The 12423-nt window shown below is 39.2% G+C and carries 11 protein-coding genes; 10 read left to right on the top strand and 1 reads right to left on the bottom strand.

What is annotated here, in order from left to right; all coding sequences use genetic code 11:
* Positions 1 to 38: 38 nt before the first annotated feature.
* The 5 genes from ACU8YW_RS26460 (at position 39) to pyrG (ending at position 5576) form a co-directional block, all read left to right on the top strand.
* Positions 39 to 1169, top strand: coding sequence for an acyl-CoA dehydrogenase (locus ACU8YW_RS26460; RefSeq protein WP_087985984.1), 1131 nt, complete (start codon positions 39 to 41; stop codon positions 1167 to 1169).
* Positions 1170 to 1190: 21 nt separating this feature from the next.
* Positions 1191 to 2330, top strand: coding sequence for an acyl-CoA dehydrogenase AcdA (gene acdA / locus ACU8YW_RS26455; RefSeq protein ID WP_088064870.1), 1140 nt, complete (start codon positions 1191 to 1193; stop codon positions 2328 to 2330).
* A 66-nt stretch (positions 2331 to 2396) separates the two neighbouring features.
* Positions 2397 to 3026: a TetR/AcrR family transcriptional regulator gene (locus tag ACU8YW_RS26450; protein WP_048542708.1), complete on the top strand. Its 630-nt coding sequence runs from the start codon at positions 2397 to 2399 to the stop codon at positions 3024 to 3026.
* A 154-nt stretch (positions 3027 to 3180) separates the two neighbouring features.
* Positions 3181 to 3711, top strand: a complete 531-nt coding sequence (rpoE, locus tag ACU8YW_RS26445; protein ID WP_048542705.1) for a DNA-directed RNA polymerase subunit delta — start codon at positions 3181 to 3183, stop codon at positions 3709 to 3711.
* A 257-nt stretch (positions 3712 to 3968) separates the two neighbouring features.
* Positions 3969 to 5576: a CTP synthase gene (gene pyrG, locus ACU8YW_RS26440; protein WP_000170450.1), complete on the top strand. Its 1608-nt coding sequence runs from the start codon at positions 3969 to 3971 to the stop codon at positions 5574 to 5576.
* Between the two features lie 31 nt (positions 5577 to 5607).
* Here pyrG and ACU8YW_RS26435 read toward each other — a convergent pair whose 3' ends face one another.
* On the bottom strand, positions 5608 to 6132 hold the full coding sequence (locus tag ACU8YW_RS26435; protein WP_088064869.1) for a DUF2529 domain-containing protein: 525 nt from the start codon (positions 6130 to 6132) through the stop codon (positions 5608 to 5610).
* Positions 6133 to 6334: 202 nt separating this feature from the next.
* Between ACU8YW_RS26435 and spo0F the strand changes: the two genes are divergently transcribed.
* From spo0F to rho, 5 genes are all read left to right on the top strand, one after another.
* Positions 6335 to 6703, top strand: a complete 369-nt coding sequence (gene spo0F, locus ACU8YW_RS26430; protein ID WP_000398593.1) for a sporulation initiation phosphotransferase Spo0F — start codon at positions 6335 to 6337, stop codon at positions 6701 to 6703.
* A gap of 211 nt (positions 6704 to 6914) precedes the next feature.
* The gene (locus ACU8YW_RS26425; RefSeq protein WP_001131858.1) at positions 6915 to 7772 is read left to right on the top strand and encodes a class II fructose-bisphosphate aldolase; all 858 of its coding nucleotides are present in this window, start codon (positions 6915 to 6917) and stop codon (positions 7770 to 7772) included.
* A 332-nt stretch (positions 7773 to 8104) separates the two neighbouring features.
* Positions 8105 to 9394: a UDP-N-acetylglucosamine 1-carboxyvinyltransferase gene (gene murA, locus ACU8YW_RS26420; RefSeq protein WP_097889524.1), complete on the top strand. Its 1290-nt coding sequence runs from the start codon at positions 8105 to 8107 to the stop codon at positions 9392 to 9394.
* A gap of 116 nt (positions 9395 to 9510) precedes the next feature.
* Entirely contained in the window at positions 9511 to 10476 is a 966-nt protein-coding gene (gene glpX / locus ACU8YW_RS26415; protein ID WP_000442336.1) for a class II fructose-bisphosphatase, read from the top strand.
* A gap of 394 nt (positions 10477 to 10870) precedes the next feature.
* Complete coding sequence (rho, locus tag ACU8YW_RS26410; RefSeq protein WP_001053898.1) at positions 10871 to 12142, top strand: transcription termination factor Rho; 1272 nt, start codon at positions 10871 to 10873, stop codon at positions 12140 to 12142.
* The last annotated feature ends 281 nt before the right edge of the window (positions 12143 to 12423 follow it).

Raw genomic sequence — 12423 nt, 5'->3', positions numbered from 1 at the left:
ATTATTAAAAAGATATATAGCAAACGGAGGCGGAGTACATGAACTTTCATTTTACTGAAGAGCAACAAATGATGAGGAAAATGGTTCGAGATTTTGCGCAGAAGGAAATAGCTCCCTTTGTTCCTAGTATGGAACAAGGGGTGTTCCCGAAAGAGATTTTGCAGAAGATGGGTGAGCTTGGACTAATGGGTATTCCAGCGCCTGCAAAATATGGCGGGGCAGAAATGGATTTTATTTCTTACATTTTAGCAATTGAGGAAATTTCAAAGGTAAGTGCAACGGTTGGTGTAATTTTAGCTGTACATACGTCAGTTGGAATGAACCCGATTTTATATTTTGGAACAGAAGAACAGAAGCAGAAATATGTTTCTAAACTTGCGACTGGTGAATATTTAGGTGCATTTGCATTAACAGAACCAAATGCAGGATCAGATGCAGGGAGTTTGAAATCAAGAGCTGTAAAGAAAGGCGATCACTACATTATTAATGGATCGAAAGTATTTATTACAAATGGCGGTGAAGCAAGTACATACATTGTATTCGCTTCTACAAATCCAGAGGCAGGAAAAAGTGGGATTTCTGCATTTATAGTAGAGAAAGATACACCAGGCTTAGTTATCGGCAAAGATGAGCATAAAATGGGACTTCTTGGTTCTCGCACGGTACAACTTACGTTTGAAGATATGAAAGTGCCGGCCGAGAATTTACTTGGTGAAGAAGGACAAGGATTTAAGGTGGCAATGGCGAATTTAGATGTTGGACGAATTGGAATCGGAGCGCAGGCATTAGGAATCGCGGAAGCGGCGCTTGCATGTGCGATTGATTATGCGAAAGAGCGTGAGCAATTCGGCAAGCCAATTGCGGCGCAGCAAGGAATCGGATTCAAACTTGCAGATATGGCGACTAGTGTAGAAGCAGCGCGATTACTTGTATACAGAGCGGCATCGCTAAGAGCGCAAGGATTACCATGCGGTAAAGAAGCTTCTATTGCGAAATTATTCGCTTCTAAGACGGCTGTTGAAGTTGCGATTGAAGCGGTGCAAGTATTTGGTGGTTACGGTTATACGAAAGACTATCCAGTAGAACGATTTTTCCGTGATGCGAAAATCACGCAAATATATGAAGGAACGAGTGAGATACAGAAACTTGTTATTAGTCGAGCTTTATAAAAGGACAAGGGGGAGACGGGAATGCATTTTAAACTATCAGAAGAACATGAAATGATAAGAAAAATGGTTCGGGATTTTGCTAAGAACGAAGTAGCACCGACGGCAGCTGAGCGTGATGAAGAAGAGAGATTTGATCGTGCACTATTTGATCAAATGGCAGAGCTTGGTTTAACCGGCATTCCGTGGCCTGAAGAATACGGCGGAATTGGAAGCGATTACTTAGCGTATGTAATTGCTATCGAAGAATTATCTCGTGTTTGTGCTTCAACAGGTGTAACGCTGTCTGCACACACTTCACTTGCTGGTTGGCCAATTTTTAAATTTGGAACGGAAGAACAAAAGCAAAAATTTTTACGACCGATGGCAGAAGGAGCGAAAATTGGCGCATACGGTTTAACGGAACCAAGTTCTGGTTCAGATGCTGGCGGAATGAGGACAACTGCGAAACGAGATGGAGACCATTACATTTTAAATGGATCGAAAATCTTTATTACAAATGGCGGTATTGCTGATATTTATGTTGTTTTTGCGTTAACTGATCCCGAATCGAAGCAGCGTGGTACGAGCGCGTTTATTGTGGAAAGTGATACACCAGGATTTTCAGTTGGGAAGAAGGAAAGCAAGTTAGGGATTCGCTCTTCACCAACAACTGAAATTATGTTCGAAGATTGCCGTATTCCTGTAGAGAACCTACTAGGGGAAGAGGGGCAAGGATTTAAAGTTGCGATGCAAACATTAGATGGCGGCCGTAATGGTATTGCCGCGCAAGCAGTCGGTATTGCGCAAGGGGCTTTAGATGCTTCTGTAGAGTATGCAAGAGAGCGTCATCAGTTTGGGAAACCAATTGCGGCGCAGCAAGGAATTGGCTTTAAACTTGCAGATATGGCAACGGATGTGGAGGCGGCGCGTCTTCTAACATATCAAGCGGCTTGGCTTGAATCGGAAGGGCTTCCGTATGGGAAAGAGTCAGCGATGTCAAAAGTATTTGCAGGCGATACAGCGATGAAGGTGACGACTGAAGCGGTACAAGTATTTGGTGGTTACGGTTATACGAAAGATTATCCAGTAGAGCGTTATATGCGCGATGCAAAGATTACACAAATATATGAGGGAACACAAGAGATTCAAAGGCTTGTAATTTCTCGTATGTTAACGAAGTAGGAGCAAAGGCGTAGGTATTTTCCTACGCTTTTTCCTTCCAAAAAATAATAGAGAGAGGTGAAGGGGATGGTTAAACATAATGTACATGCGTCCGTGAAAGATGAAAAATTAGTTGCGTTAAGACGTGAACAAATGATTAAAGGTGCGGTGCAATTGTTTAAGCAAAAAGGGTTCCCACGTACAACAACGAGAGAGATTGCGAAGGCGGCTGGGTTTAGTATTGGAACACTTTATGAGTACATTCGTACAAAAGATGATGTTTTATATTTAGTTTGTGATAGTATTTATGAACATGTAAAAGAAAGATTAGAGGAAGTAGTGTGTACAGAGAAGGGAAGTATAGAAAGCTTAAAGATAGCGATAAAGAATTATTTTAAAGTGATGGATGAATTGCAAGAAGAAGTATTAATTATGTATCAAGAGGTACGTTTTTTACCGAAAGAATCACTCCCATATGTATTAGAAAAAGAGTTTCAAATGGTCGGAATGTTTGAGAATATTTTAGAGCAGTGTACAGAAAATGGGACATTTACATTAAATAAAAAAGAGATACAGCTTCTTGCACATAACATTTTCATACAAGGACAAATGTGGGGATTTAGACGTTGGGCCCTGCAAAAACTGTATACGCTTGAAGAATATACAGAAATGCAAATTAGGTATGTACTGCAAGGAGCGCATATGTTTCCGAAATAAGGAATAGACAAATTATAATTTTATTATCATATTAAAGTTTCCCGTTTTTTTTGTAGCATATTTGTGCGACTTTTGTTTATAATGAATAGTATGGATTTTTTTAAGCAGACCGTTATATATAAGGTTATATTTGAAGAAAGGAAGTGCCGCATAAGTGAATTTTAAGCAATATTCACCAGAAGAGCTAAAAGAATGTTCAATGATTGAAGTTGTACATAGCGTTTTAGGGGATAAAAGACAAGCAACGACATTCAACGAGTTGGTTCGAGAAATCGCTCAAGTGCTGGGACTATCTCAAGAGCAAGTTAATGCGAAACTCGCACAATTTTATACAGATTTAAACATCGATGGACGTTTCATTAATTTAGGAGAAAATCGTTGGGGACTACGTAGCTGGTACCCATATGAGCAAATTGATGAAGAAATCTTACCTCAGCCAAAACCGAAGAAGAAACGTAAAGTTGAAGAGGACGGTTTTGACGACTACATCGAAGAAGATGAAGACTTCGACGATGCAGACGCAAATGAAGAAGAGGTAGAAGATTTGGACAAGGTTCTTGAAGAAGAAGACGGAGACGACGATGATCTTGATGATTTAGATGAAGATGATGACGATGACTTCGCCGAAGAAGAACTTGAGTACGATGAAGCTGAAGCTGAAGAAGAAGAAGAGGAAGAACTGTAGTTCTTGACTTTTCATTATCGTCCATGTAGAATCATTTTTGGGCTCTTTAAAAAAGGACGATAATACTTTTAAAGTGTAAATATAAAAGAAAATTGCTCCCTACTTATTACTTTATGTGATGAGGGGAGCAATTTTCTTTTTTGTTTTTTGTTTAGAAAATAAAAAGAGTCTAACAATAAGATGGATACAGTGTTATCTACATACGTTGCGCTTTGCAACGGTGATTATATAACAGCAAAATAGGAGGGAGCTTTTTCATGACTAAGTATATTTTTGTAACAGGCGGTGTAGTATCGTCTTTAGGAAAAGGTATTACAGCAGCATCTCTTGGAAGACTTTTAAAAAATCGTGGTTTAAACGTAACGATTCAAAAGTTTGATCCATACATTAACGTAGACCCAGGGACTATGAGCCCATACCAACACGGTGAGGTATTCGTAACAGATGATGGTGCAGAAACTGATTTAGACCTTGGTCACTATGAGCGTTTCATTGACATCAACTTAAACAAATACAGCAACGTAACAACAGGTAAAATTTACTCTTCAGTTCTTCAAAAAGAGCGTCGTGGTGAATACCTAGGAGGAACAGTTCAGGTTATTCCTCACATTACTAACGAAATTAAAGAGCGTGTATACCGTTCTGGTCGCGAAACAAACGCGGATGTTGTTATTACAGAAATTGGTGGAACTGTTGGTGACATCGAGTCTCTACCATTCTTAGAAGCAATCCGTCAAATTAAGAGCGACATCGGTCGTGACAATGTAATGTACATTCACTGTACGTTAATCCCGTACTTAAAAGCAGCGGGTGAAATGAAAACAAAACCAACGCAACATAGCGTTAAAGAGCTTCGCAGCTTAGGTATTCAACCAAATATTATCGTTGTTCGTACAGAATTGCCTGTTTCTCAAGATATGAAAGACAAGCTTGCATTATTCTGTGACATTGATACAAAAGCAGTTATCGAAGCACGCGATGCAGATACTTTATATGCGGTTCCATTATCTCTTCAAGAACAAAATATGGACCAAATCGTTTGCGATCACTTAAAATTAGACAATCCAGCTGCAGATATGACAGAGTGGACTGCGCTAGTTAATAAAGTACGTAACCTTTCTAAGAAAACAAAAATTGCTCTTGTTGGTAAATACGTAGAGCTTCAAGATGCATATATTTCTGTTGTAGAAGCACTTCGTCATGCGGGTTATTCATTCGACACAGATGTAGAAGTGAAATGGGTAAACGCTGAGCACGTAACACCAGAGAACGTACAAGAATTAGTTGGTGACACAGATGGTATCCTTGTACCTGGTGGATTCGGCGATCGTGGTGTAGAAGGTAAAATCGTTGCAATTCAATATGCTCGTGAAAACAAAGTTCCATTCTTAGGAATTTGCCTAGGTATGCAACTTGCATCAATCGAATTCGCACGTAACGTATTAGGATTAGAAGGAGCTAACTCTTCTGAAATTAATCCTGACACACCTTATGCAATCATTGACTTATTACCAGAACAAAAAGATGTAGAAGACTTAGGTGGCACACTTCGTCTTGGTCTATACCCATGTAAGCTTGCTGAAGAAACAAATGCTTACAATGCTTACAACGAGCCGGTTGTATATGAGCGTCATCGTCATCGTTATGAGTTCAACAATCAATTCCGTCCGGATATGGAAAAAGCAGGATTTGTATTCTCTGGTACAAGCCCAGACGGTCGTCTAGTTGAAATCATTGAATTAAAAGACCACCCTTGGTTCGTGGCGGCACAGTTCCATCCAGAACTTGTATCTCGTCCAAACCGTCCACAACCATTGTTCCATGACTTCGTAAGTGCTTCTATTACGAATAAAGAGAGCAAGTAATAAAAAAAGCGCCTGAAATAGGGCGCTTTTTTTAATATTCATTTAACATTTCATCGATTGTAAATTTGATCCCATGATATGCAAATAAAGCTATCATTAAACTTGGGAATCCGTAGCGATTGCCTTCATCGTCTGGAATAAGGCCTTTTAACAGCTTAGTATCAATATGTACATCTGTATATTGTTCTAGTGATTCAGTACCTTCTTGAATAGCAGAGATGCCGACAATAGAGTGTCCATCAGCTTGAAGTTTTTTTGCCATTGCTACAACTTCTTCATCTGTTGAAAAACGGCTAATAAGAAGTACACGGTCTGCAGAAGTTACTTCTACTTCTTTACCATTTTCAAATAATCGTTTTGCTTGCTTCATTGGCTCAGTACCGAATAATGCTTCAGCGACAACGCCCTCCATTTCATTTGTACCATGTAAATAAATGAAACCGTCGCCAACTAATGCTTGAGCAAGTAGACGGGCGCTATCTTCTATATTCATTTCTTCTTTTTGAGAAACTCTGGAGAAATAACCACTTAATTGAGTTGAAAAAATTTTTAACATAATGTTACTCCCTTTCGTACGTGTTTACCGGCTTTCATTATAGTTTATTTTTTTAGAAAGGTGAAATCGAAGGGTAGCATAACAAAATAGGAAACGGTAAAATAAGAAAGAATAGGAAGGAATTTGCCAAAGAATAGCGAAAATTAATCGTTAAGATATAAGAAGCTTTAAATCTTGTATTTACACAGAAAGGTTGGGAGTTATGGAAGGTAAAATTTTAATCGTTGATGATCAATATGGCATTCGTGTGCTATTACATGAAGTGTTCCAAAAAGAAGGTTATCAGACATTCCAAGCAGCGAATGGATTTCAAGCTTTAGATATCGTGAAAAAAGATAATCCAGATTTAGTAGTGTTAGATATGAAAATTCCAGGTATGGATGGTATAGAGATTTTAAAACATGTAAAGGAAATTGATGAGAGTATTAAAGTAATTTTAATGACTGCTTACGGAGAGCTTGATATGATCCAAGAAGCGAAAGATTTAGGAGCTTTAATGCACTTTGCTAAACCGTTTGATATTGATGAGATTCGTCAAGCGGTGAGAGAACAGCTTGCTGTAGAGGCGTAAAAAATGAATTTTTTATAAAAAATATGGAAAAAAGCGTTTACATGGACTATTGAGCAGGTGAATACGGTTGAGTTTTTGAGTACAAGTTGTTATCCTATTGAGTGTAGAAAAAAGTCCGGTATGTAAATATACATATTTTACCTTATTCTGGTCATACTACCAGCGATAAGAACTTATCGGATACAAAAAACGTTTTTTAGGAGGATTCACCATGCCTTTAGTTTCTATGAAAGAAATGCTAAACACAGCACTAGAAGGAAAATACGCAGTTGGTCAATTCAACATGAACAACTTAGAGTGGACTCAAGCTATCTTAGCTGCTGCGGAAGAAGAAAAGTCTCCTGTAATCCTAGGTGTATCTGAGGGTGCAGCTCGTCATATGACTGGTTTCAAAACAGTTGTAGCTATGGTTAAAGCTTTAATCGAAGAAATGAACATCACTGTTCCTGTAGCGATTCACCTTGACCATGGTTCAAGCTTCGAAAAATGTAAAGAAGCAATCGATGCAGGTTTCACATCTGTAATGATCGACGCTTCTCACCACCCATTCGAAGAAAACGTTGAAACTACTAAAAAAGTAGTAGAATACGCACACGCTCGTAACGTATCTGTTGAAGCTGAGCTTGGAACAGTTGGCGGACAAGAAGACGACATCATCGCTGAAGGCGTAATTTACGCTGATCCAGCAGAGTGTAAGCACCTTGTTGAAGCAACAGGTATCGATTGCCTAGCTCCAGCTTTAGGTTCTGTACACGGTCCTTACAAAGGTGAGCCTAACTTAGGATTCGCTGAAATGGAACAAGTTCGTGACTTCACTGGCGTACCTTTAGTATTACACGGTGGTACTGGTATCCCAACTGCTGATATCGTAAAAGCTATTTCTTTAGGTACTTCAAAAATTAACGTAAACACTGAGAACCAAATTGAGTTTACAAAAGCTGTTCGTGAAGCATTAAGCAAAGACCAAGAAGTTTACGATCCTCGTAAATATATTGGACCTGGCCGCGACGCTATTAAAGCAACTGTTGCTGGTAAAATGCGTGAATTCGGTTCTAACGGTAAAGCGTAAGAATAAAATTCCGTTTTGGAAACCGTCTAGTCTTTTAGACGGTTTCCTTTCGTTGTATAATGAAAGCGTGAACAAGTCTAAAGATTTTTATCATTTTGTTTTTGGAATAGAAAATAATGTGCATAGTCCTATTAATAAATGTGATAATGTATCTAAATTGATAAAGTAAATTCAATGAATAGTTAATCTTTATCTATTCGTACTACGGGAGAAATGAAGATAATGGTTTCCTATTTATTGAGTGTTAGGGTGGAAAGAGTGATTGAGATTCTTAAGGGGAGCTTTCTATAAGGATATAGAAAGTAAATACATTCACAAGAAGGGAGCTCAATATGGAAAAATTGCTAATTGAAGGCGGAAGAGCTTTAAATGGAACAATTCGAGTGAGTGGTGCAAAGAACAGCGCCGTTGCACTAATTCCAGCGACAATTTTAGCAGATACTCCAGTAACTATTGGTGGTGTCCCTAATATTTCGGACGTGAAAATGTTAGGAGACTTGCTAGAGGAGATTGGAGGAAGAGTAGCTTATGGACAGGAGGAAGAGATGATAGTTGATCCTTCTAACATGGTTGCAATGCCTTTACCGAATGGAAAAGTGAAAAAATTGCGTGCTTCTTATTATTTAATGGGTGCGATGCTTGGCCGTTTTAAAAAAGCTGTTATTGGGCTTCCAGGTGGATGTCATTTAGGACCGAGGCCTATTGATCAGCATATTAAAGGATTTGAAGCGTTAGGTGCACATGTTACGAATGAACAGGGTGCGATTTATTTAAGAGCAGATGAATTGCGCGGGGCACGCATTTATTTAGATGTTGTTAGTGTAGGAGCTACAATTAATATTATGCTAGCAGCTGTGCGAGCGAAAGGTAGAACTGTTATTGAAAACGCAGCGAAAGAACCAGAGATTATTGATGTAGCTACATTGTTAACAAGCATGGGTGCACGCATTAAAGGTGCGGGCACAGATGTAATCCGAATTGATGGTGTGGATTCACTGCACGGTTGTCACCATACGATCATTCCGGATCGTATTGAAGCGGGTACGTATATGATTTTAGGAGCTGCATCAGGAGGAGAAATAACGGTTGATAATGTGATTCCTCAGCATTTAGAGTCAGTTACAGCGAAGTTAAGAGAAGCTGGTGTCCAAGTTGAAACGAACGATGACCAAATTACAGTGAACGGTAATAGAAGGTTAAAAGTAGTTGATATAAAAACGCTTGTATATCCAGGATTCCCAACAGATTTACAACAACCATTTACAACGCTTTTAACAAAGGCGCACGGAACGGGTGTTGTAACGGATACGATTTACGGCGCACGCTTTAAACACATTGATGAATTACGTCGTATGAATGCACAAATTAAAGTGGAAGGTCGTTCGGCAATTGTAACTGGTCCTGTTTTATTGCAAGGTGCAAAAGTGAAAGCAAGTGATTTGCGAGCTGGAGCGGCTCTTGTTATTGCGGGGTTAATGGCGGATGGAATTACAGAAGTAACCGGACTTGAGCATATTGATCGAGGTTATGAAAATATAGTAGACAAGCTTAAAGGTCTTGGCGCAAATATTTGGCGAGAACAAATGACAAACCAAGAAATTGAAGAGATGAAGAACGCATAAGTGATACTTCCGCAAGGGGGAAGCGAAGCATCACTACTTGCGGAAGTATACTTTGTAGAGAAACACGGTTCACAAAATACGGCAGAAATATAAAGACTTAAAGGAGAGGGATTATCGTGGAAAGAAGTTTATCTATGGAGTTAGTACGTGTAACAGAGGCTGCAGCATTATCATCAGCGCGTTGGATGGGGCGCGGGAAAAAGGATGAGGCAGACGGTGCAGCAACATCAGCTATGCGTGATGTATTTGATACAATCCCGATGAAAGGTACAGTTGTAATTGGTGAAGGCGAGATGGACGAAGCACCAATGCTGTATATCGGAGAGAAATTAGGTACAGGATATGGACCACGTGTAGACGTTGCGGTTGATCCTTTAGAAGGGACAAACATCGTAGCAGCTGGTGGATGGAATGCTCTTGCTGTTATTGCAATTGCAGATCATGGTAATTTGTTACATGCTCCTGACATGTACATGGATAAAATCGCGGTTGGCCCAGAAGCGGTTGGGGCGGTCGATATTGATGCGCCTATTATCGATAACTTACGTGCGGTTGCGAAAGCGAAAAATAAAGATATTGAAGATGTTGTAGCGACAGTTTTAAACCGTCCACGTCATCAAGCGATTATCGAAGAAATTCGTAAAGCTGGTGCTCGTATTAAATTAATTAACGATGGCGATGTGGCTGGAGCAATTAACACTGCATTTGATCGCACAGGTGTAGATATTTTATTCGGCTCTGGTGGAGCACCTGAGGGTGTATTAGCAGCAGTTGCATTAAAATGTTTAGGTGGAGAAATCCACGGAAAGCTTCTGCCTCAAAATGAAGCTGAATTAGCTCGTTGTAAAAAAATGGGTATTGAAGATATAAATCGTATCCTTCGCATGGAAGACTTAGTAAAAGGTGACGATGCAATCTTTGCGGCAACAGGCGTAACAGACGGAGAACTATTACGCGGCGTTCAATTTAAAGGTAGCGTAGGAACAACACAATCCCTTGTTATGCGTGCAAAATCAGGCACAGTACGCTTCGTAGACGGACGTCATAGCTTGAATAAAAAACCGAACTTGGTTATTAAATAAAAAGTGCAAGCGGCTCGTTCAGAATCGCAGGGCATTGGAACTCTCGACCTTGAAGCGCTTTTTGCTTCGAGCGAGAGAGTGAAATGACTGGAGATTCTAGCCGCTGGAACTGGATTAAGTAAAAGGCGTAAGCGGCTCGTTCAGAATCGCAGGGCATTGTAGCTCCTGACCATACTAGCTACTGGAACTAGGTTAAATAAAAGCGAAGACAAATTTTCTTGTCTTCGCTTCTTGTATTTGTGTTTCAACGTATTGATTAAAACTAGATAAAAGGGTTACAATAGTGAATATTACCCTACTTGAACTTATTGCCTTTCATTATTAATTATTTGCCTTCCGTATTTTTTCCCTTTACCCATGTGAAAAGAGAATAACGTTAAAGTGTGGTGTCTGAATGAATTTGTCAATTGCAGCATTAGAAAACATGAAATTAAAAGAGTTATACGAGCTTGCGAAAGAATTTAAGATTTCGTATTATAGCAAATTAACGAAAAAAGAGTTAATCTTCGCTATCCTAAAAGCTCGAGCAGAAAAAGAAGGTTTCTTCTTCATGGAAGGCGTATTAGAAATTATTCAATCAGAAGGATTTGGATTCCTACGTCCTATCAACTATTCTCCAAGCTCAGAAGATATTTATATCTCAGCTTCGCAAATTCGTCGTTTCGATTTACGTAATGGAGACAAGGTTTCTGGTAAAGTACGACCTCCGAAAGAAAATGAACGCTATTTTGGATTATTACAAGTTGAAGCTGTAAACGGAGATGATCCAGAGTCAGCAAAAGAGCGTGTGCATTTCCCTGCATTAACACCATTATACCCAGATCGCCAAATGAAATTGGAAACGGAACCGAAAAAGTTACCGACACGCATCATGGATTTAATCGCACCAGTTGGATTTGGACAACGTGGTTTAATTGTCGCGCCTCCAAAGGCTGGTAAAACGAGTCTATTAAAAGAAATTGCACACAGTGTTACAACAAATCATCCGGAAGCTGAATTAATTGTACTTTTAATTGATGAGCGTCCAGAGGAAGTAACAGACATTGAACGTTCTGTTAAAGGAGATGTTGTAAGCTCTACTTTTGATGAAGTACCAGAAAATCATATTAAAGTAGCGGAACTTGTGTTAGAACGTGCAATGCGTCTTGTAGAGCACAAGAAAGATGTTATCATTTTAATGGATAGTATTACCCGTTTAGCGCGAGCTTACAACCTTGTTATTCCACCAAGTGGTAGAACATTATCGGGTGGTATCGACCCAGCTGCCTTCCATAGACCGAAGCGTTTCTTTGGAGCTGCACGTAATATTGAAGAAGGCGGTAGCTTAACGATTTTAGCAACAGCGCTTGTTGATACAGGATCTCGTATGGACGATGTAATTTACGAAGAATTTAAAGGAACTGGAAATATGGAACTTCACTTAGATCGTTCATTAGCTGAGCGTCGTATCTTCCCGGCAATTGATATTCGCCGTTCTGGTACACGTAAAGAAGATCTATTAATTCCGAAAGAACATTTAGACAAGCTATGGGGTATTCGTAAAACAATGCGTGATACACCAGACTTTGTCGAAGGTTTCTTACGTAAACTTCGTCAAACAAAGACAAATGAAGAATTTTTACAAAACATTGTTGCAGACTCAAAAAGATATGTAACAACTAAGTAAAGGGAAAAGATTGGGACTCGCTTATTTCGTAGTAAGCGAGTTTTTTATGTTTTTTAAGGGAATATTAGAGAGAGTAATATATGGGAAAAATTTTATTTTTTGAGATAAAAATTATATTTGGGTCGAGAGTTTGAAGTGTCCCGGATTCTGAACGAGCCGGTTGCGCTTTTAAATTTTAAAAAGACAAAAACAGGTAGTTGCAAAATGGAGTTAGCCTTGTTATAATTTCATCATATGTGTTTCATCAATATAGTTGTGCAAGCAGCTGAAGATGAAAAACT

This window comes from Bacillus pretiosus, from assembly GCF_052947655.1.
Note: the sequence above shows the minus strand (reverse complement) of the source record. Positions and strands in the feature narration are given on the sequence as shown.

What these genes read in the sequence shown, in the direction of transcription:
- spo0F (WP_000398593.1), top strand. Translation starts at nt 6,335, where the DNA reads ATGGAAGGTAAAATTTTAATCGTTGATGATCAATATGGCATTCGTGTG.
- ACU8YW_RS26425 (WP_001131858.1), top strand. Translation starts at nt 6,915, where the DNA reads ATGCCTTTAGTTTCTATGAAAGAAATGCTAAACACAGCACTAGAAGGA.
- ACU8YW_RS26460 (WP_087985984.1), top strand. Translation starts at nt 39, where the DNA reads ATGAACTTTCATTTTACTGAAGAGCAACAAATGATGAGGAAAATGGTT.
- murA (WP_097889524.1), top strand. Translation starts at nt 8,105, where the DNA reads ATGGAAAAATTGCTAATTGAAGGCGGAAGAGCTTTAAATGGAACAATT.
- ACU8YW_RS26450 (WP_048542708.1), top strand. Translation starts at nt 2,397, where the DNA reads ATGGTTAAACATAATGTACATGCGTCCGTGAAAGATGAAAAATTAGTT.
- rho (WP_001053898.1), top strand. Translation starts at nt 10,871, where the DNA reads ATGAATTTGTCAATTGCAGCATTAGAAAACATGAAATTAAAAGAGTTA.
- acdA (WP_088064870.1), top strand. Translation starts at nt 1,191, where the DNA reads ATGCATTTTAAACTATCAGAAGAACATGAAATGATAAGAAAAATGGTT.
- ACU8YW_RS26435 (WP_088064869.1), bottom strand. Translation starts at nt 6,132, where the DNA reads ATGTTAAAAATTTTTTCAACTCAATTAAGTGGTTATTTCTCCAGAGTT.
- pyrG (WP_000170450.1), top strand. Translation starts at nt 3,969, where the DNA reads ATGACTAAGTATATTTTTGTAACAGGCGGTGTAGTATCGTCTTTAGGA.